This is a genomic window from Actinomycetota bacterium (genome assembly GCA_016700055.1).
In the GTDB taxonomy this organism is placed as follows: domain Bacteria; phylum Actinomycetota; class Acidimicrobiia; order Acidimicrobiales; family Ilumatobacteraceae; genus Kalu-18.
The window spans coordinates 2,800,539-2,819,814 of the sequence record CP064997.1 but is presented as its reverse complement, the minus strand read 5'-3'; the positions used below and the strand labels follow the sequence as shown (position 1 = coordinate 2,819,814).

Annotated in this window: 24 protein-coding genes; 6 read left to right on the top strand and 18 right to left on the bottom strand. The window is 70.4% G+C overall.

The genetic code is table 11. The features are described from left to right. Positions 1-70: 70 nt before the first annotated feature. From mutM to rsmD, 9 genes are all read right to left on the bottom strand, one after another. Positions 71-934: a bifunctional DNA-formamidopyrimidine glycosylase/DNA-(apurinic or apyrimidinic site) lyase gene (mutM, locus tag IPM43_13645; protein QQS24436.1), complete on the bottom strand. Its 864-nt coding sequence runs from the start codon at positions 932-934 to the stop codon at positions 71-73. Between the two features lie 10 nt (positions 935-944). Next, positions 945-1,664, bottom strand: a complete 720-nt coding sequence (gene rnc, locus IPM43_13640) for a ribonuclease III (protein QQS26467.1) — start codon at positions 1,662-1,664, stop codon at positions 945-947. 28 nt (positions 1,665-1,692) lie between these two features. Beyond that, positions 1,693-1,992: an acyl carrier protein gene (locus IPM43_13635; protein ID QQS24435.1), complete on the bottom strand. Its 300-nt coding sequence runs from the start codon at positions 1,990-1,992 to the stop codon at positions 1,693-1,695. Between the two features lie 85 nt (positions 1,993-2,077). After that, positions 2,078-3,049: a phosphate acyltransferase PlsX gene (gene plsX, locus IPM43_13630; protein ID QQS24434.1), complete on the bottom strand. Its 972-nt coding sequence runs from the start codon at positions 3,047-3,049 to the stop codon at positions 2,078-2,080. A 14-nt stretch (positions 3,050-3,063) separates the two neighbouring features. Beyond that, the gene (gene rpmF, locus IPM43_13625; GenBank protein QQS24433.1) at positions 3,064-3,243 is read right to left on the bottom strand and encodes a 50S ribosomal protein L32; all 180 of its coding nucleotides are present in this window, start codon (positions 3,241-3,243) and stop codon (positions 3,064-3,066) included. 69 nt (positions 3,244-3,312) lie between these two features. After that, positions 3,313-3,828, bottom strand: coding sequence for a DUF177 domain-containing protein (locus IPM43_13620; GenBank protein QQS24432.1), 516 nt, complete (start codon positions 3,826-3,828; stop codon positions 3,313-3,315). Positions 3,829-3,837: 9 nt separating this feature from the next. Beyond that, positions 3,838-4,467 (bottom strand): hypothetical protein, encoded by a 630-nt coding sequence (locus tag IPM43_13615; GenBank protein ID QQS24431.1) that lies wholly within the window; start codon positions 4,465-4,467, stop codon positions 3,838-3,840. Beyond that, positions 4,464-4,961 carry a pantetheine-phosphate adenylyltransferase gene (coaD, locus tag IPM43_13610; protein ID QQS24430.1) on the bottom strand — a complete coding sequence of 166 codons (498 nt, stop codon included), beginning with the start codon at positions 4,959-4,961 and terminating at the stop codon, positions 4,464-4,466. The genes IPM43_13615 and coaD overlap by 4 nt, the downstream gene beginning before the upstream one ends. Positions 4,962-4,972: 11 nt before the next feature. Beyond that, positions 4,973-5,491: a 16S rRNA (guanine(966)-N(2))-methyltransferase RsmD gene (gene rsmD / locus IPM43_13605; protein ID QQS24429.1), complete on the bottom strand. Its 519-nt coding sequence runs from the start codon at positions 5,489-5,491 to the stop codon at positions 4,973-4,975. Positions 5,492-5,521: 30 nt separating this feature from the next. Between rsmD and IPM43_13600 the strand changes: the two genes are divergently transcribed. After that, positions 5,522-5,689 carry a hypothetical protein gene (locus tag IPM43_13600; GenBank protein ID QQS24428.1) on the top strand — a complete coding sequence of 56 codons (168 nt, stop codon included), beginning with the start codon at positions 5,522-5,524 and terminating at the stop codon, positions 5,687-5,689. On the opposite strand, the gene recG is transcribed toward IPM43_13600, so the two are convergent. After that, entirely contained in the window at positions 5,686-7,839 is a 2,154-nt protein-coding gene (gene recG, locus IPM43_13595) for an ATP-dependent DNA helicase RecG (GenBank protein ID QQS24427.1), read from the bottom strand. The two genes, IPM43_13600 and recG, sit on opposite strands and share 4 nt — an antisense overlap. Further along, positions 7,836-9,530: a DAK2 domain-containing protein gene (locus IPM43_13590; GenBank protein ID QQS24426.1), complete on the bottom strand. Its 1,695-nt coding sequence runs from the start codon at positions 9,528-9,530 to the stop codon at positions 7,836-7,838. Before IPM43_13590 ends, recG begins: the two co-directional genes overlap by 4 nt. Before the next feature lie 121 nt (positions 9,531-9,651). Here IPM43_13590 and IPM43_13585 point away from each other — a divergent pair, with 121 nt between their 5' ends. Genes IPM43_13585 through IPM43_13575 form a run of 3 tightly spaced genes read left to right on the top strand, consistent with a single transcriptional unit; the run spans position 9,652 to position 11,935 of the window. Next, the gene (locus IPM43_13585) at positions 9,652-9,846 is read left to right on the top strand and encodes a 50S ribosomal protein L28 (protein ID QQS24425.1); all 195 of its coding nucleotides are present in this window, start codon (positions 9,652-9,654) and stop codon (positions 9,844-9,846) included. 22 nt (positions 9,847-9,868) lie between these two features. Beyond that, a complete protein-coding gene (locus IPM43_13580; protein ID QQS24424.1) occupies positions 9,869-10,090 on the top strand; it encodes a hypothetical protein in 222 nt (73 codons plus the stop codon). Positions 10,091-10,144: 54 nt separating this feature from the next. Continuing rightward, the gene (locus IPM43_13575) at positions 10,145-11,935 is read left to right on the top strand and encodes a phosphoenolpyruvate carboxykinase (GTP) (GenBank protein QQS24423.1); all 1,791 of its coding nucleotides are present in this window, start codon (positions 10,145-10,147) and stop codon (positions 11,933-11,935) included. An 18-nt stretch (positions 11,936-11,953) separates the two neighbouring features. Here the strand turns inward: IPM43_13575 and IPM43_13570 are convergent, their stop codons facing one another. The 6 genes from IPM43_13570 to IPM43_13545 are packed head-to-tail and all read right to left on the bottom strand — an operon-like array spanning position 11,954 to position 16,598. Further along, the gene (locus IPM43_13570) at positions 11,954-12,328 is read right to left on the bottom strand and encodes a hypothetical protein (protein ID QQS24422.1); all 375 of its coding nucleotides are present in this window, start codon (positions 12,326-12,328) and stop codon (positions 11,954-11,956) included. A gap of 24 nt (positions 12,329-12,352) precedes the next feature. Beyond that, positions 12,353-13,108: a hypothetical protein gene (locus IPM43_13565; GenBank protein QQS24421.1), complete on the bottom strand. Its 756-nt coding sequence runs from the start codon at positions 13,106-13,108 to the stop codon at positions 12,353-12,355. Positions 13,109-13,125: 17 nt separating this feature from the next. Further along, on the bottom strand, positions 13,126-13,677 hold the full coding sequence (locus IPM43_13560; protein QQS24420.1) for a histidine phosphatase family protein: 552 nt from the start codon (positions 13,675-13,677) through the stop codon (positions 13,126-13,128). A gap of 10 nt (positions 13,678-13,687) precedes the next feature. Beyond that, positions 13,688-14,500 carry a PIG-L family deacetylase gene (locus IPM43_13555; GenBank protein ID QQS24419.1) on the bottom strand — a complete coding sequence of 271 codons (813 nt, stop codon included), beginning with the start codon at positions 14,498-14,500 and terminating at the stop codon, positions 13,688-13,690. Between the two features lie 7 nt (positions 14,501-14,507). Continuing rightward, positions 14,508-15,665, bottom strand: coding sequence for a CoA transferase (locus IPM43_13550; GenBank protein ID QQS24418.1), 1,158 nt, complete (start codon positions 15,663-15,665; stop codon positions 14,508-14,510). A gap of 42 nt (positions 15,666-15,707) precedes the next feature. Continuing rightward, positions 15,708-16,598: an alpha/beta hydrolase gene (locus IPM43_13545; protein QQS24417.1), complete on the bottom strand. Its 891-nt coding sequence runs from the start codon at positions 16,596-16,598 to the stop codon at positions 15,708-15,710. A 69-nt stretch (positions 16,599-16,667) separates the two neighbouring features. On the opposite strand from IPM43_13545, the gene IPM43_13540 reads away from it, so the two are divergent. Both IPM43_13540 and IPM43_13535 read left to right on the top strand, forming a co-directional pair. After that, positions 16,668-17,588 carry a TIGR03560 family F420-dependent LLM class oxidoreductase gene (locus tag IPM43_13540; protein QQS24416.1) on the top strand — a complete coding sequence of 307 codons (921 nt, stop codon included), beginning with the start codon at positions 16,668-16,670 and terminating at the stop codon, positions 17,586-17,588. Positions 17,589-17,689: 101 nt separating this feature from the next. Further along, positions 17,690-18,562: an SMP-30/gluconolactonase/LRE family protein gene (locus IPM43_13535; protein QQS24415.1), complete on the top strand. Its 873-nt coding sequence runs from the start codon at positions 17,690-17,692 to the stop codon at positions 18,560-18,562. Here the strand turns inward: IPM43_13535 and IPM43_13530 are convergent. Next, the gene (locus tag IPM43_13530; GenBank protein QQS24414.1) at positions 18,522-19,250 is read right to left on the bottom strand and encodes a cobalamin-binding protein; all 729 of its coding nucleotides are present in this window, start codon (positions 19,248-19,250) and stop codon (positions 18,522-18,524) included. The genes IPM43_13535 and IPM43_13530 overlap by 41 nt on opposite strands. Between the last annotated feature and the right edge of the window lie 26 nt (positions 19,251-19,276).

Genomic DNA, 19,276 nt, shown 5'->3' with positions numbered 1-19,276 from the left:
TAACGCGCCAAGCGTCGCCGAGAGGGCACCATCTGGCCACCCGCGGGCCCGATTCGCGCGTCAGGGCGCGTCAGTGCTGGCAGCGGGGGCAGTAGGCCGTCGAACGCCCGGCGACCATCTCGCGCACGATCGTCGCGCGCCCGCAGGTGAGGCACCGCTGACCGGCGCGCTCGTACACGCGATGGAACAGCTGGTACCCGCCGTCTCCCCCCGTCAGGTCGACGTACTGGGCGTCGCGCAAGGTGGAGCCACCCTCGTCGATCGCGGCGCGCAACACGTCGTGGATCGCCGCGTGCAGGCGGGTGATCTCGCGGGCGGTGAGCGTCGACGAGACACGGTCGTGGCGCAACCTGGCCTGATGCAGGATCTCGTCGGCGTAGATGTTGCCGATGCCGGCGATCAGGTGCTGATCGAGCAGCAGCGCCTTCAGCCGCCGGCTGCGACCGAGCAGGATCGAGCGCAGCACCGCCCGGCTGAGGTCGTCGGCAATCGGGTCGACGCCGAGGCGGGCCAGCTCAGGCACCTCCTGCTCGGCGTTGTCGGGGTCGAACACCACCACCTCACCGAACGTGCGCGGATCGACGAACCACAGCTCACGTGCTGCGCCGACCTCCGCGCCTTGGCCGGCTCCGGCCAGGTGCATGACGACGTGGGTGTGCGCCGGCCGTGGTGCCCCGGGCGGAGCGAGCAGCAGCTGGCCGCTCATCCGCAGGTGGACCATCAGCGAGTCGCCGGTGTCGAGCGGGCAGACCAGGTACTTGCCGCGCCGGCCGGCCGAGGTCATGGTGGCGCCGCTCAGGCCGGCGACGAGGGCCTCGCGCGAGGTGCGCCGCACGGTGCGTTCCCGCCCGACCTCGACCCGCTCGATGCGATGCCCGACGACGTGGGCCTCCAGCCCGCGCCTGACGGTCTCGACCTCGGGCAGCTCGGGCAAACCGCCGGCCTCAGTGCGCCGAGCCCGTCTGCATGCGAGCGAAGGCCACCTCGGCCGCCGCCTGTTCGGCGAGCTTCTTCGAGCGCCCTTCGCCCTCGCCGAGCAGACGGCCCTCCAGGTAGACGCTCGCGAAGAACCGCTTCGCGTGGTCCGGGCCCTCCTCGTGCAGCACGTAGACCGGCGCCCCTTCGCGCATCCGGGCGGCGAGCTCCTGCAGCGACGTCTTGTGGTCGAGCCGGTCCAGGCGTTCTACAGCGCGGGTCATGCGGTCGTCGAGCAAGCGCTCGATCAGCGCGTACGCCTCGGCGCTGCCGCCGTCGAGGTACACCGCCCCGATCACCGCCTCGACGGCATCGGCGAGGATCGAGTCCTTCAGCCGGCCGCCGGCCGCGTCCTCGCCGCGTCCGAGGAGCAGGTGCCGGCCGAGGTCGAGCTCGGCGCCGACGGCCGCGAGCGTCTGGGCGTTGACCACGCTCTTGCGCAGGTCGGTCAACTTGCCCTCCGGCAGCTCGCCGTGGCGGCGGAACGCGAGGTCGGCGACGACGAAGCCGAGCACCGCGTCGCCGAGGAACTCGAGGCGCTCGTTGGACGGCTGGCCGCCGTGCTCCGCGCACCACGAACGATGGGCGGTCGCGCGTTCGAGCAGCGCCGGGTCGCGGAACGAGTACTCGAGGCGCCCGGCCAGCTCGAGGAGATCTGGACGGCTGCCGGAGCCGAGGTCCGGACGGATCTCGAGCCGGTCGGTCACCGTGGTCCGCTCACCCGGAAGCCTGAACGCGCGCGAAGACGTAGTCGACCGCGTCACGGACGGTCTTCAGGTCCTCCAGGTCTTCGTCCTCGATGCGAAAGCCCACCGAGCGCTCCCCCAGCTCCTCCTCCAGCGCCTCGACGAGCTCGATCAGCGCCAGCGAGTCGGCGTCGAGATCGTCGACGAAGGACTGCCCTTCGCTGATCGTCGACGGGTCGATCTCGAGGATGTCGGCGAGGCGGTCGCGGACGATCTCGAAGATCGCGGGGCGGTCGAGCGGTCCCTCGACGACGTGGGTCTCGGCGGGCACGGGTTCCTCCTCGGTGCGGCTCCGCGCACGGCCCGCGACCACCACGGCCGGCCGGCGCTCGCGGAGATGGTAGCGGTCGGGCCGTTCAGGACTCGGCAGCGACGGCAGAGCGGATCTCGTCGACCATGCCACCGCGCACCATCTCGGCCGCGACCTTGATGCCGTTCACCATCGCCCGTGCGCCCGAAGAGCCGTGGGAGATGATGCAGACGCCGTCCACACCGAGCAGCACGGCGCCTCCGTAGGTGTCGGGATCGAGGCTCTCGTACAGCGGCATGAGCGACGGCAGCAGGGCTTCGGCGTGTGGGCGGTTCGCCTCTTCGGCGTTGAAGGCTTCGAGCAACGCGCGGACCACCGTCTTGATCCCGCCTTCGAGCGTCTTCAGCACGACGTTGCCGGTGAAGCCGTCGGTGACGACGACGTCGACGTCGTCGCTCATGATGTCGCGGCCTTCGACGTTGCCGACGAACTCGATCCCCGCCGCGCTCGCGAGCAGGCCGAACGCCTCCTTGCGGAGCGAGTCGCCCTTGCCGGGCTCCTCGCCGATCGACAACAGCCCGACGCGGGGAACGGCGATGCCGAAGCGGTGGCGCGCGTAGACCGAGCCCATCTGGGCGAACTGCACCAGCCACTCCGCCTGCACCTCGGCATTGGCACCTGCGTCGAGGAGCACGGTCGGCGTCGAGCCGGGTACCGGTATCGGTGTGGCGATCGCCGGGCGGTTGACGCCCTTCACGCGCCCCATGCGGAACAGCGCGGCAGCCATCGTCGCGCCGGTGTTGCCGGCGGAGATCATCGCCGAGGCACGCCCGTCGCGCACGGCCTCGGCACATCTCACGAGCGTCGAGTCCTTCTTGCGCCGCACCCCTTGGGCGGGGTCGTCGTGCATCTCGATCACTTCGCTCGCCACGATCAGGGGCAGATCACCGAGGCCCTCTAGCTCGGCCGGGCCGACGAGGACGACGGGAATGCCGAGCGCGGCAGCGTCGTGGGCGCCGGCGAGGATCTCGCCCGGCGCACGGTCGCCGCCCATCGCGTCGACGGCGATCGGGAGCATCGTCTGTTCGGAGATCAGCCGACGTCGACCGCGACGCGGTCCTTGTACCACCCGCAGGCAGGGCACACGGTGTGGGGCAGCTTCGCGTTCCCGCACCGAGGGCAGATGCTGCGTGACGGGCTGCCCAGTTTCCAGGCGCCCGCCCGGCGACTACGGGTCTTCGACTTCGACTTCTTCTTCTTGGGAACGGCCACGGCGATCTCTCCTCGACAAAGGCCGGGAAAGACTAGCGGCGCCATCGAGGAACCGACCAGCCCGCCGGTTCAGCCGTCGGGCACGTTGCCGCGCAGCACGTCCAATGCCGCCCAGCGTTCGTCGACCACGTCGGGGGCGCAGCCGCACTGCTCCACGTTGCGATCCACACCGCACACCGGACACAGGCCGGCGCAGGCCGGCTGGCACAGCGGCGCATCGGGCAGCTCCAGCAGGACCGCCTCACGCACCATCGGCTCGAGGTCGACCTGTTCGTGCTCGATCGGGAACGCGTCCGGATCGGTCAGTTCCAGCTGGTACAGCTCGTGCAACGCCGCGCGGGCGACACCCCCGATCGGGCGCAGGCACCGCCGGCACTCGACGAGATACGGAGCGCTCACCCAACCGTCGACGACGAGGCCGTCGGTGAGGCTCTCCACGCGCAGCTCGATGTCGACCCGCGCATCATCGGCGAGGCGCTCGTCGGCCAGGCCCAGCTCGTCGGCGTCGATGTCGAGCACCACGAGGCGCTCCGAACCCGGCCGGCGGAGCAGCTCGAGAGCGTTGACGAGGAGTGGTCTCACCATGGCGGAGCCTCAGCGGTCCTGGTCGAAGAAACCCTTCGTCGGATCTTCCTCGGCGTCTTCGGGTTCTGCCTGCTGCGCGCCGATCGAGAGCCGGTGGCGGCCGGCGGAGACGGTCTTCTGCAGCTTGTCGAGCAGGATCTCGAAGCTGCCGAGCCGCTGATCCAAGAAGTCCTCGGTCTCGTGGCGCAGCCGGCGCGAGTCGGTCTCGGCGGCGTCGATGATCGCCCGGGCGCGCTGCTCGGCGGCGCGGACCACCTCGGTGCGCTGCACCATCCGCTCGGCCTGGACCCGGGCCGCATCGAGCAGCTCGTCGGCTTCGCGACGAGTCTTCGCGACGAAGTCCTGGCGCTCCTTCAGCATCCACCGGGCCTGGCGGAGCTCGTCGGGCAGCCGGTGCAGCGCCTCTTCGAGCAGCTCGATGATCTCGTCGCGGTCGATGCGCGGCGTCGACGACAACGGCATGTTGGGCGCCGTGGCGACGATGTCGACCGCGCGCCGCAGCAGAGTCTCGGCGTCGCCGATGTACTGCCCGCCCTCTTGGGGGTCGTTGCGCCCCCGGCGCAGGTCACCGTTGCCGGGGTGCTCGTGCAGGGTGGCGTCGTCGTCGTCGTCGTAACCGTCGTAGCCGTCGTAGCTCATCGGGACTGCCCTTCGGCAGAAGAGGCACGGGAGAGATGCTTCGCCACGGCGGCAGGCACTAGATGGGCCACGTCGCCACCGTACTGGCTGATCTCCCTGATGAACCGACTGCTGATGAACGAGAGGTCCGGCCTGCACGGCACGTACACAGTGCGCACTCCGCTGACGGAGTGGTTGGTGTGCGCCATCTGCTGCTCCACCTCGAAGTCGCCCGAGGTGCGCAAGCCCTTCACGATGAAGTCCGCCCCGAACTCGCGCGCGGCATCGACGGCGAGGCCGGTGAACGACTCGACGCGGACACCGGCGACGTGGGCCGTGCTTTCGCGGATCATCGCCAGCCGCGCGGCGAGCGGGTAGAGCCCGCTCGGCTTGGCGGGGTTGTGCATGGCGACGACGACGACCTCGCCGAAGAGCTCGGCCGCCTGCTCGACGACGTCGAGATGACCGAGATGGAACGGATCGAAGCTGCCGGGGTACAAGGCTGCGGTGGACATGGTGCGGGCCGTCACGGTACTCGCTGGAGGAAGGTGACCCATGTGCGGCCGTACCGGCGGGAGCGCACGGCCTCCCAGCCGTCGGGGCCGACCACCTCTTCGTCGCTCTCGGCGACGACGAACGGAGCGCTGAGGCGCCCGAGCAGGCCGTCCCATCCGGTGAAGCCGTACGGCGGGTCGGCAAGCACCAGGTCGAGGCCGGCGAGCGTGCCGGCGAGCGCGCCGACGTCACCGGGCACCACTCTGGCCCGCTCGGTGAGGCCGAGGTTGGCGAGGTTCGTCCGCAGCATCGTGAGCGCGTCGCGGTCGCGCTCGACGAACACACACGTGGCCGCGCCGCGCGAGAGCGCCTCGATGCCGAGTGCCCCGCAGCCGGCGTACAGGTCGGCAACCGCCGCATCCTCGACCAGTCCCAGGCTGCTGAGCGCATTGAAGACGGCCTCGCGCACCTTGTCGGTGGTCGGCCGCGTCGCCCTGCCCTCGGGGGCCAGGATGCGCCGGCCTCGGAGCGTTCCGGCCACCACGCGCATGCGCTGGAGCGTACGGGCCAGACTGGACCAATGGTGGTGCCCGAGCCCGAGATCGTCTGCGTCGACTGCGGCGGGCCGGCACGGCTCACCTCGTACCCGCGCGAGGACGGCACCTGGTGGCCCGGTGACATCGTCACGTACCGCTGCCGCGACTGCCTCGACCGCTGGGACCTCGTCCTGCCCGACGACCTCGACTAGCTCTTGAAGAGGAACTCTTCGTCTTCCGGGCTGAGCAGCAGCTCGAGCTCCTCACGCAAGTCCTGGTGGGCGGCCAGGGTGGGGTCGGCGTCGACGATCGCGAACGCGGCATCGCGCGCGAGGCCGACCAGCTCGCGGTCACGGCGCAATGACGCGAGCTTCAGATCGCTGCGTCCCTTCTGGGCCGTGCTCATCAGCGTCCCCTCGCCGCGCAGGTCGAGGTCGACCTCGGCCAGCTCGAAGCCGTCGTCGGTGCCGACCACCGCCTCGACCCTCGCGCTCGGCTCCTCGCGCTCGGGCGTCACCAGCCAGCACCTCGACACCGCCGCCCCCCGCCCCACGCGCCCCCGGAGCTGATGGAGCTGGGCGATGCCGAAGCGGTCGGCGTCGAGGATCACCATCGCCGTCGCGTTGGGCACGTCGACGCCCACCTCGATCACCGTCGTCGCCACGAGCACGTCGAGATCACCTTGGCGGAACCGGCCCATGACGGACTCCTTCTCCGCCGACGAGAGCCGTCCGTGCAGCAGGCCGAGGCGGAGTCCGGCGAGCTCGCCGGCGGAGAGCCGGTCGTACGTCTCCTGCGCCGAGGACACCTCCAGCTTCTCGCTCTCCTCGATCAGCGGGCACACCACGTACGCCTGGCGGCCGGAGTCGACCACCTCGCTGCGCACCTCCGCCCACATCATCTGCTCGATCAGCGGGCCGTTGACCCACTCGGTGCGCACCGGCGTGCGCCCGGGCGGCTTCTCGCGCAGCACGCTCACGTCGAGGTCGCCGTAAACGGTCATCGCCGCCGTGCGCGGGATCGGGGTGGCGGTCATCACCAGCACGTCGGGCACGCTGCCGGCCGTCTTGGCACCCTTCGAACGCAGCGCGGCACGCTGTTCCACCCCGAAGCGGTGCTGCTCGTCGATCACGACCACGCCGAGGCTGTGGAACTCGACGCCTTCTTGGATGAGTGCATGCGTGCCGATCACCAGGTCGACCGAGCCGTCGGCGAGCCCGCTCAGGATCTCGCGCCGCTCCACGCCGGTGACGCGGTTGGTGAGCAGCTCGACGCGCAGCGGCCGGTTGCCGAACAAGCTGGCTGGCGACGGCACGGTCACGTCGCGGAGCAGCTCCCGCACGCCGGCGAAGTGCTGCTCGGCGAGCACCTCGGTGGGCGCCATCAGCGCGCCCTGGTGCTCGCCCTGCACCGCGACGAGCAGCGCCGACACGGCGACGACCGTCTTGCCCGATCCGACGTCGCCCTGGAGCAGCCTGTGCATCGGCTGGGGTCCGGCGAGGTCGGCTTCGATCTCCGCGATGACCCGGGCCTGGTCACCGGTGAGGGGATGGCCGAACGCTTCGTGGAAGCGGCGCACCTGCGCTCCCCCTACGTCGTGGCGGATGCCGGTCGAGTTGCGCTCGATCGCCCGTTTGCGCACCACGAGCACCAGCTGCACGCGCAGCAGCTCGTCGAAGGCCAGCCTGCGCCGGGCAGCCTCCTTCTCCGCCATCGACTCCGGGACGTGGATGCCGGTCAGCGCGCTGTGCCGATCGACCAGGCCGAAGCCGGCGAGCACCGCGCCGGGTACGGGGTCGTGCACACCGCGCCCACGACAGCGCGCGAGCGCCTCGTCGACCGCTTGCAGTACGGCCCAAGAAGCGAGATCGACCTTCTCGCTCTGCGGGTAGATCGGCACGATCGGGCGCGGCCGCTCGTGCGGGTCGCCGAGCACGTCGACTGTGGGGTTGGCCATCTGCTTCACCCCCTGGAAGCGGCCGACCCGACCGAACACGGCCACGACCAGCCCGGGCTGCAGCTGGCGCTCACGCCACGGCTGGTTGAAGAACACGAGCGACATCCGTCCGGTGCCGTCACCGATCGTGGCCACCACCCGCCCTGGCGCCCGGCCGCGCCTCGGCGGCGCACTCACCGAACGGATCTCGCCGACGACGAGCGCCTCGGTGCCGTCCGCGGCGGCCTCGACGGTGGCCTCACGGGTGCGGTCGACCCAGCGCCGCGGGTAGTGCATCAACAGTTCGAGCACGTTCGTGATGCCGAACTTCTCGAACGAAGCGAGGCGCTTGCCGGTGCCCACCTTGGCCAGCCGGGAGAGCGGGATCTCCGCCAGCTCGGGGAAGGTGATGCCAGCGGCGGTCACTCCACCCCGAACAGGTACGGGTAGAGCGGCTGCCCGCCGCGGTGGCGCTCGACGACGAGATCGGGGTAGTGCGTGGAGAGCCACTCCTCGATGGCGTCGCTGGCGGAGCGTTGCGCGTCGGCGCCCTCGATGACGGTGACGATCTCACTCGCCGGGCGGATCAGCTCGGCGAGCAACGTCGTCGACACGGCGACGGGGTCGGAGGCGACGGCGACGATGCCCTCACCGCGCACCAGCCCGATCCAGTCCCCCGCCCTCACCGCGGTGCCGTCGCTCGAAGAGTCGCGCACCGCCTGCGTGACCTCGCCCGTGCCGACGGACTCGATGGCCGAGATCATGCCTTCCTGGTTGGCCTCGGCGCTGCCCTCGGGGTCGTACACGACGAGCGCGGCGAGCGCCTCGGGCATGGATCGGGTCGGGACGACGAGGACGTGCTTGTCGGACAGCGCGTCGACCTGGTCGGCGACGGGGATGATGTTCTTGTTGTTCGGCAGCAAGATCACCTGGCCGGCGTTGACGTGGGCCACCGCGTCGAGCAGCTCGGCGGTGGACGGGTTCATCGTCTGACCACCGGTGACGACGCCCTGCACGCCGAGCTGGCCGAACAGCTCGGCCAGCCCCTCACCGCTGCACACCGCGACCACCGCGGTGACGACAGGCGGCAGCCCCGCGCCCGGGCCGGCGAACGGAGGCACCCCGTGCAGCTCGGCCTCCCGTGAGGCGTGCTCGTGCTCCACCTCTTCGAACAGGTCGGTCACCCGGATCTTGCGCGGCCGGCCTTCGAGATCGAGCGCGACCTCGATCGCCGCGCCGACGTCGTTCGTGTGGACGTGGCAGTTCCAGAACCCCTCGCCACCGACGACCACGATCGAGTCGCCGATCGCGCCCCAGCCTTCCTTGAACTCCTCGATCCGCTCGTCGTCGAGGTCGAGGAAGTACATCACCTCGTAGCGCAGCTCGGATACGTCGAGCTCGAGCCCGGTGGCGTCGTGGTGGCGGTGCGCGGCCGCCTCGAGCTGGGCGGGGCTGGGGCCGGCCGATGCGTCCGGTTCGGGCATCGGTTCTCCGTCGAGCACGTGCAACGCCGAGTCGAGCAGCAGCAGGTATCCCGCGCCGCCTGCGTCGACGACCCCGGCGTCTTTCAGGACCGACAGCAGCTCGGGGGTGTTGTCGAGCGCCTTTCGACCCGCCGTGCGGGCCGCCCGCAACATCTCGGTGAGGCTCGCGCCCCCCGCCGCGCTCGCCCGCGCGGCCTCGGCGGATTCGCGCGCGACGGTCAAGATGGTGCCTTCGATCGGCTTCAGCACGGCCTTGTAGGCGGCGGCCGCAGCGGCCGACAGGGCATCGGCCAGCTTCGAGGCCGTGGCCGACTTCGCGTCGGCCAGCGTGCTCGTCAGCCCCCGCAGGATCTGGCTGAGGATGACCCCGGAGTTGCCCCGCGCCCCCATCAGGGAGCCATGGCTGATCGCGTGACACGTCGGCCCCAGGTCGGGCGCGGCCTTCTCCAGCTCGGCGACGACTGCGTCGAGCGTGCGCGCCATGTTCGTGCCGGTGTCCCCGTCGGGCACCGGGTACACGTTGAGCCGGTTGATGCCGGCCGCGTGAGCCTGCATCGCGTCGCGATAGGTGATGACCGTCTGGCGCAAGAGGTCCGCGTCGAAGACCTCGGCGGGACGGTCGGGCAGGGCCACGGGCCGCACTGTAGTGACGATGCATCGCCCGTCGACGCTTGGGTAGTTGGCGTGTCCGCTGGTAGCCTTCGTCGTCCAGGCGGGATCTCCACCCGCACGGCTCACCCGGAAAGATCTCGTCATGGCAGCAGTGTGCGAAGTGTGCGGCAAGCACCCGTCCTGGGGCATGTCCGTCTCCCACTCCCACCGGCGCACGAAGCGTCGCTGGAACCCGAACATCCAGCGTGTGCGTGCCCTCGTCGGCGGCGCCCCGAAGCGGATGTACGTGTGCACCGGCTGCATCAAGGCCGGCAAGATCGTGAAGGCCGGCCGCTAGCGAGCGAGGGTCCGACGACGCCATGCAGGGGATCATCAAGTCCTACGACCCGGGCACCCGCATCGGGGTCGTCATCACCGACACCGATCTGAGCGAGTACGAGCTTGCCCCCGACGCGCTCGCAGGCAGCATCTTCCGCATGGTGCGCCAGGGTCAGCGGGTGATCTTCGACATCGACGCCGACGGCCGCGCCACGCGGCTGCGCCTCGGCTCCGAGGTCGATATGAAGACCCCCGGTCACTGATTTCCAAGTCGGCGCAGCGTGGCGTCGACCGAACACAGGAAGAAGGTCCGAGCGATGAGCGGTACAACCACCAACCAACGCCTTCGGCAGTGGGTCAGCGACTGGGCCGACATCTTGGGACCCACCGACGTGTACTGGTGCGACGGTTCGGCCGACGAGTACGACCGCCTCGCCCAGCAACTCGTCGACGGCGGCACGTTCACCGAGCTGGACGAGGCCAAGCGACCGAACAGCTACTGGGCGCACTCCGACCCCGGCGACGTCGCCCGCGTCGAGGACCGCACGTACATCTGCTCGGTCGACGAGGCCGAGGCCGGCCCGAACAACAACTGGCGCGACCCCGCCGAGATGCGCGACGAGATGAAGCGCCTCTACACCGGCGCGATGCGCGGCCGCACGATGTACGTGGTGCCGTTCTCGATGGGCCCGCTCGGCTCACCGATCGCCCACATCGGGGTGCAGCTGACCGACTCGGCGTACGTCGCGGTCAGCATGCGGATCATGACCAGGATGGGTCAGGGCGCGCTCGACGTGCTCGGCGACGGCGATTGGGTGCCCTGCATCCACTCGGTCGGGGCCCCCTTGCAGCCCGGCGAGGCCGACGTCGCGTGGCCCTGCAACCCCGACAACAAGTACATCGTGCACTTCCCCGAGACCCGCGAGATCTGGAGCTTCGGTTCCGGATACGGCGGCAATGCGCTGCTCGGCAAGAAGTGCTTCGCGCTGCGCATCGCGTCGGTGATGGCCCGTGACGCCGGCTGGCTTGCCGAGCACATGTTGATCCTGAAGCTCACCAACCCTGCCGGCGAGGCGAAGTACATCGCCGGCGCCTTCCCCTCCGCGTGCGGCAAGACGAACCTCGCGATGCTCGTGCCGACGATCCCGGGCTGGAAGGCCGAGACGGTGGGCGACGACATCTGCTGGATGAAGTTCGGAGACGACGGCCGCCTCTACGCGATCAACCCGGAGGCCGGCTTCTTCGGGGTCGCCCCGGGCACCGGCTACGACACCAACGCCAATGCGATGAAGACCCTCTGGGGGAACTCCATCTACACCAACACCGCATTGACTGCCGACCTCGACGTGTGGTGGGAGGGCATGACCGACACGCCGCCGGCAAGCGCCACCGACTGGCGCGGCAATGAGTGGACGCCCGCGGCCGACACACCGGCTGCACACCCGAACGCCCGCTTCACCGCGCCGGCCGCGCAGTGCCCGTCGATGGCTCCCGAATGGGAAGACCCCGCCGGCGTGCCGATCTCGGCGATCCTCTTCGGCGGGCGGCGGCGCACGACGATGCCCCTCGTCACGCAGGCATACGACTGGGAGCACGGCGTGTTCCTCGGCTCGATCATGGCTTCGGAGACCACGGCCGCGCAGGCCGGGGCGGTCGGCAAGCTGCGCTTCGACCCGATGGCGATGCTGCCCTTCTGCGGCTACAACATGGCCGACTACTTCGCCCACTGGCTGACGATCGGCAAGGCGACCGACGCCGCCAAGCTGCCCAAGCTGTTCTTCGTCAACTGGTTCCGGCGCGACGACGACGGCCGCTTCCTGTGGCCGGGCTTCGGCGAGAACAGCCGCGTGCTGAAGTGGGTCTTCGAGCGTGTCGACGGCGAAGCCGATTGCGTCGACACCCCGATCGGGTATTTGCCGACCAGGGATTCGCTCGACACCGAGGGACTCGACGTCGACCCTGCCGACCTCGACGCGATCTTGTCCGTCGACGTCGCGGGCTGGCGCGACGCCATCCCCCAGGTGCGCGCGCACTACGCCCAGTTCGGCGGCAAGGTCCCCGCGCAGCTCGGTGTCGCCCTCGACACCCTCGAGACCAAGCTCGGCTGAACAGCCCCGCCGGGGCCTTCAGGCCTGGCCGACGAGCATCGCCCGTATGCCAAGGCCCATCAAGAACAGTCCGCCGAACCCGTACAACAGGTACAGGCGGTGCTGCATCTGGTTGCGGTAGCTGTAGATGATCGCCGCGGCGATGATGCCCACGAACCCGTAGAACGCGTGGAACTCGGGGAACTGCAGCTTGTACCGGTTGACGAGCAGCACGCCGAGCACCACCTGCACGAGGATCGTGAGCTCGGCGACGAGCGTGAACCACCACAGGGCTCGGCTGCGCAGCGAGCGGAAGCGGTGGGCGGCCAGCGCCCACAGCCCGGCGAGGCCGTTGGAGATGACGACGAACCACGCCCACGACGAGTGAAGATCGAGCATTGCCAGCGCGGACATGAGCGCGGCGAGCCTACCGGGCGGTCATTCCCCGCAACCGATGCCGCCGAAGACGGAGGTGACGACGCCCGTCGGTGTCGTGTTGGTGAGGTTGCCGCTGAGGCGCTCCTCGATGATGAAGCCCGACCCGAACACGTCGTCGGCGAAGAGCTGGACGCCAGGAACCGCGGCCTGGAGCTGCTCCACCGACGAGCCGAGTCCGATGCCTTCCGCAGTGACGAGGCCGTCGGGAACGGGCGTGGCGCCGAGCGGCGGTCCGTAGACGTACGCGAAGAAGTGCAGCCGGCCGCCCGAGGACTCCTCGCTCTCGTCGCCGAACAGCAGCAGCAGCTCGTTCCAGTTCACGCCCCTCACGGTCGTGCCGGGGCAGGTGCCGAACGGGCTGAACGGGTCGATCCAGCCGCTGTCCGCGGTGGGCGGGCCGAGGACGCCGGTCATGTACTCGATGACCGGCTCGGGGTCGACACCGAACGCGGCGTCGCCGATCCCTGTGGCCGACAACGTGAGCGCCGCGCCGGGAGCGGCCGTGGTCGTCGTCGGGGCGACGGTGGTGGTCGACGACGTCGAGGTGGTGGACGTGGACGTGGAGCTCGACGTGGAGGTCGTCGTCGGCGAGCCGGTCGTACTCGTCGGCAGGGTCGTCTGCGGCGCCGCCGACGTAGGTGGCTCGGGGGCGAGTGTGCTGTCTCCGGTCGAGTCGTCGCCCCCGCAGGCCGAGACGGCGAGGAGGGTCACCGCCGATAGTGCAGCGAGCGCGACGGCCTTGGCAGAGCGGGACATGGCCCCATTGTGGCCCGTCAGCGGATCAAGGTGTCGGCTTCCCGGCCGGGCTCGACGAGCACCAGCTCGGGCCCGACCACGTCGACGACGGTGATCGAGCAGTTGTCGAGGCGCTTGATCACGAGCCGGTCGTCGCCGAGCGCGGCACCGATCGCGGCGTTGATCGCGACGAAGTGGGAGAAGACGACGGTGTCGGCTGCGCACGCGAGCAGCCGGCGCAGAACACCGTCGCGGAAGTGCGTGTAGCGCGGCCCGAGCGCCTGCCAGGTGCCCGCCATCGCCGCCTGCAGCCATACCACCCGTTCGGCCATCGCCACCCCCTCCGGCGAGGGGATCTCGGCGACCGCGTCGTCGACGACGGCGGGCGTCGTCCAGGCGTGCGCGAGCGGGGCGGCGGTCTCTTGGCATCGCCGCAGCGGGCTGGTGATCACCGCGAGCGGACCGAGCGGGCTCAGGGTGTCGCAGGCCTCCCCGGCCTGGACCCGGCCGAGGTCGTCGAGCGGCGGGTCGGGGTCCGAGTCCCATCCGGCGGCGGCCCGACCGTGGCGGACGAGGTAGAGGCGGGTCACAGCGTGCTCGTCAGCCGAAGATCCAGCCGGCCCGGGGTCCGTCCGCCTCGACGCCGGGCTCGATGTACCACTCCGTCCCGAAAGCGCCGGCGAAGATCTCGTCGGGCATCTGCAGGAAGAAGCTGGTGTCGGTGATCTGGCTGCGGTGACAGGCCATCGAGGCCCGCTTCTGCGCCACGAACGCGGTCACGTCGACGGCGAGGGTGATCTCGTGCTGGGGCGTGCCGAACGGGTTGCCGTCGTCGGCCGGTCCCTCGGGGTCCCACTCGTCCTCGCCCTCGATCTCTGGGAAGGCGGTGCCGGTCTCACGGGCGGCGAGGAACATCTCGGCGACCCGGGTGCGGTTCATCGTCGCTTCGAGCACCCGCGGTGTGCCGGCCAGTTCTGCCGCGCGCCGCCCGACGCGATGCACCTGGATGTGGTCCGGATGGCCGTAACCGCCGTGCCAGTCGTAGATCGTCAGCACGTCGGCGGACTCCTCACGCAAGACCTCCGCCAACCGGGCCGCGGCCTCCTCGACCGGTGCCTGCAGGAAGCTGCCCGGGTGCTCGTTCTGGTCCCACCCGGTCATGCCGCTGTCGCCGTAGCCGAGCCACACGACTCGCGCCACCCCGAGCTCGGCCGCTGAGCACATCGTCTCGGCACACCGGCGCTCGACGAGGGTCTCGGCCGGACCGAGGTCGTCGGGAACCTCGCCGTGCTCGCCGTCGGTGGCCACCACCAGCACCACCCGGCAACCCTGCGCCGCGGCCCGCGCGATCGTGCCGCCCGTCTGGATCGACTCGTCGTCGGGGTGGGCGTGGAAGCAGACGAGGGTGCCCATCGGCGCTTCAGGCGTCCTTGACCGCGCCGGCTTCGACCAGCGCCGTCACCTCGGCGTCGGTCAGCCCCCAGTCGACCAGCACCTCGCGCGTGTGCTGGCCGGGGTGCGCCGGCGGGCTCGACACCTCGGCAGCGGTACGGCTGAACCGGGGTGCCGGGCGGGGCTGAGTGACGCCCCCGATCTCGACGAACGTCTCGCGCTCGACGTTGTGCGGATGGGCGGCGGCCTCGCTCATCGTCAGCACCGGGGCGAAGCACACGTCGGTCGCTTCCATGATCGCGCACCATTCGTCGCACGACTTCTGCGCGAACAACTCGGCCATCCGCACCTTCAGCTGCGGCCAGGCCGCCTTGTCCATCTGCTTCGCGAACGCCGGGTCGGCGTCGAGGCCGGTCAGGCGCAGCAGCTCAGCGTAGAACTGGGGCTCGATCGAACCGAGCGAGATGTAGCGGCCGTCGGCACAGCGGTAGACGTCGTAGAAGTGGGCGCCGGTGTCGAGCAGGTTGGTGCCCGGGGCGTTCTCGTCGAACAGGCCGAACGACTTGAACGCCCAGAACATGGTCATCAGCACGGCGGCGCCGTCGACCATCGCCGTGTCGACCACCTGCCCCTGCCCGCTGCGCCCCGCCTCGAGCAGCGCGCACACCACTCCGTAGGCGAGGAACATGCCGCCACCACCGAAATCGCCGACCATGTTGAGCGGCGGTACCGGAGCCTCACCGGCCCTCGCGAAGTGGGCGAGGGCACCCGCGAGAGAGATGTAGTTGATGTCGTGGCCGGCCGCGTGCGCGTACATCCCGCTCTGGCCCCAGCCCGTCATCCGCCCGTAGACAAGCTTCGGATTGCGCCCGAGACAGTCGTTCGGACCGACGCCGAGGCGTTCCATCACGCCGGGGCGGAAGCCCTCGATCAGGGCGTCGGCAGACTCGACCAGCCGCAACAGGGTGGCGACCCCGTCAGGATGCTTCAGATCGAGCGCGATGTTGCGCCGGCCGCGCTGCATCACGTCGAAGCCCGGCGTATCCGGTGCCGGGCCGCGCACCGCCTGGGTGCGCTCGACGCGGATCACCTCGGCGCCCATGTCGGCGAGCATCATCGCCGCGAACGGCCCGGGGCCGATGCCCGCCATCTCGATCACTCGGTAGCCGCTCAGCGGTCCGGGCATGTCTCGTTCTCCTCGGTCGGGTTCGTAGCTGCGGCGCAGCAATCAGGCGTCGGCGAGCTTCGCGTGTGCTGCGATGGCGCCGGTGACCGTCGGCCACAGTGGCTGGGGGATGTCGTGGCCCATGTCGGCGAGCATCAGCAACGAGGACCGCGGCACCAGCTCGGCGGTGCGTTCGCCGCCGGAGGGCGCGATGAGGGTGTCGTCGCGGCCGTGGATGACGAGCGTCGGCACCTCGAGCTTGGCCAGACCGGCGGCGCGGCTGCCGGTCGCGTAGATCGCCCCCAGCTGGCGCTGGGCGCCCTCCGGGTAGAAGGAGCGGTCGTAGCTGCGCGCGGCGAGGGCCTTCACCTCGACCGGGTCGAACCACCGCTTCGACTGCCACACCGAGTACTTGACGCTCGATTCGACGTAGTCGTCACGGCCCTCGGGTGGCGGAGCGAGCAGCACCTGAGCGGCCTCTGGCATGGGCGACCCGAAACCGGGCTCGCCGGTCGTCGACATGATCGAAGTCATCGAACGCACTCGCGTCGGGTGCTCGATCGCCATCTGCTGGACGATCATCCCGCCCATCGACGCGCCGGCGATGTGCGCGCGGTCGATCCCGAGGTGGTCGAGCAGGCCGACCGCGTCGGCGGCCATGTCCGAGAGCGTGTACGGCAGTTGCGGGAGCTTGTCCGGCTGGCCGCCGAGCGCGGCTTCGAGCACGAGCCCGATGTCGACCGACACGCCGTCGAACTTGGTGGACAGCCCGCAGTCACGGTTGTCGAAGCGGATCACGCGGAAGCCGTGTTTGGCGAGCTGTTCGCAGAACCCGTCCTGCCAGGCGATGAGTTGGGCGGTGAAGCCCATCACTAGGAGCAGTGGGGTCCCATCGGCCGAGCCGACGACGTCGTACTCGAGCTCGATCCCCCCGTTCAGCGTGGCGCGAGGCATCGGGCGAGTCTCACCGGGTCCCGCCTCGCCGGTCAACCCGGAGCCACTCCTCGGCTACGTTCGGGCCCCATGGCGTCCGCCCGCTTCTCCTCGACGACGTTCGGTGTGCACACCGGCCCGCAGCACTGCACCATCGACGACCTGCGCGCCGTCTGGCGCAAGGCGGAGGACCTCGGCTTCGGCTGGATATCGATCTGGGACCACTTCTACGGAGCCACCGGCAGGCCCGACGACGCGACGTGCTTCGAGGCCGTCGCGCTCCACGCGGCGCTCGCCTGCGAGACATCCCGGGTGCGCGTCGGCTCGCTCGTCTACTCGATCGGCTACCGCCATCCAGCCGTACTGGCCAAGCTGATCACGACGATCGACCACCTGTCGGGGGGCCGCGCCGACCTCGGGCTCGGCGCCGGCTGGGCCGAGGTCGAGTACAACGCCTACGGGATCGACTTCCCGACGGTGAAGACGCGGATGGACCAGCTGGAAGAGGCCGCGGAGTGCGTGCGCGGGCTGCTCCGCGACGAGACCACCTCGTTCGCCGGTGAGTGGTTCACCATGCGCGAGGCCCGCAACGAGCCTCGCCCGGTGCAGGCCGCACTGCCCATCTGGGTGGGCGGCACGGGCGAGAAGCGGACGCTACGCATCGCCGCCCGCTTCGCCGACGGGTGGAACGTGCCCTTCGTCAGCCCGGAGCAGTTCGCGGCGAAGAACGAGGTGCTCGACCGCCACTGCGCCGACGTCGGGCGCGACCCGGGCGAGATCCGCCGCAGCGTCAACGTCGGGATCGCCTGGACCGAGGAGAGCCTGCAGCGCCAGTTCGGCCTGCTCGCCGACGTGGTGAGGGGCGGGGTGCTGACCGGCTCCGACGACGAGGTGCTCGAGCGCATCGCCGGCTACGTCGACGCCGGCGCCGGGCAGATCAACCTCGCGCTGCGGCCGCCGTTCGACATCGACGCCCTGGAGCGCTTCAGCGCCACGCTCGGGCTCGGCTAGGACCCGTATCCGCCGCGGGGCGATGACGTCGCCCCGCGTGGCGATCGCCTATGTTTCCCCGCGTATCCGAGCGTGGGAGACCCGCGGGAAGGACGTGGCAAATGCCCGAGGCGACGCTGCTGACCGACGGCCTCTACTTCGGCGAGGGTCCTCGCTGGCACGACGGCAAGCTGTGGTTGTCGGACTTCTACGACCATGCCGTGAAGACCATCGACGAGCACGGCCACGTCGAGGTGATGGTCGAGGTGCCCGGCATGCCCTCCGGCCTCGGGTGGTTGCCCGACGGCCACCTGCTGCTCGTCAGCATGACCGACCGGCGGCTGCTGCGGATCGAGGCCGAAGGCCCCGTCGAGCACGCCGACCTCTCGGGCGTTGCCACATTCCACACGAACGACATGGTCGTCGACGGCTCGGGTCGTGCCTATGTCGGCAACTTCGGCTTCGATCTCGACGAGGCGATGACCACGAAGGGCGTCGAGCACGTCATCGCCGATCACGCCACCGCGGCGCTCGCCCGTGTCGACCCCGACGGCTCCGTCCACGTCGCTGCCACCGACCTTCACTTCCCGAACGGGATGGTGATCACCCCCGACGGGTCGACGATGATCCTCGCCGAGACGCTCGGCTTCCGGCTGACGGCGTTCGACATCGCCACCGACGGCTCGCTGTCCAACCGAAGGGTCTGGGCCGATCTCGACACCCGCGTGCCCGACGGCATCTGCCTCGACGCCAACGGCAACGTGTGGGTCGCCAACCCACTCGCGCCCGAATGCGTGCTGGTCGCCGAGGGCGGCGAGGTGCTCGAGGTGATCGTCACCGACCAACCGTGCTTCGCGTGCATGCTGGGCGGCCCCGACGGCAAGACCCTCTACATGTGCACCGCGGCGAGCTCGGTCGCCACACTCGCCAGTCAGGCGAGGAGCGGCCACGTGCTCACCGCGCGGGTCGCGGTCGGGCACGCGGGGCTTCCCTGAGGGCTCGCGCGATCCGGGCAAGCGCTGCCGGGGTACGCACGCCCCACCAGAAGAGATCGCGGCCGTCGATCCGCATGATCGGCACGCCCGCCAGCACCTCCGCCAGCTCGGTCTCGTGGGCGACCTCGAACACGTACGGCTCGCTCGGCAGCAACACCAGGTCCGGAGCTGCGGCACCGATGTCGGCGAGCTCCACCGCCGGGTAGCGCTGCGGCGCGTTAGCCGTCACCAGCTCGATCCCGCAGCGATGCAGCAACGCGCCGCCGTAGGTGTCGGCGGAGATGCTCATCCACGGCCGACGCCAGATCGGCACGAATGCCCGCCGCGGCGCTTCCCCGGTCGCCGGGCCCGGCGACGCAAGAGAGTCGAGATCGTGCGGGGTTGCGGCCCCGGCCGCGGAGGCGAGCTCGGACAGCTGCTCACCGAGGCCGTCGATGCCGTGCACCGCCGTCACGTGCAGGTGCAGACCACGCTCCTCCAGCGCCACGGCGTCCTCACGGCGGTTCTCCTCCTCGTCGAGCACGACGAGCTCGGGTGCCAGCGCGACGATCTGCGCGATGTCGGGGTTCTTCGTGCCCCCGACGCGGGCGATGCCGGGCTGGTCGCAGAAGCGCGTACACCCGACGACGTCGACACCCCACGCGAGCAGCGTCTCTGTGGCGGAAGGGACGAGGCTGACGACCCGCATGCCGATGGGCCGCCCGCCTGGTCGCG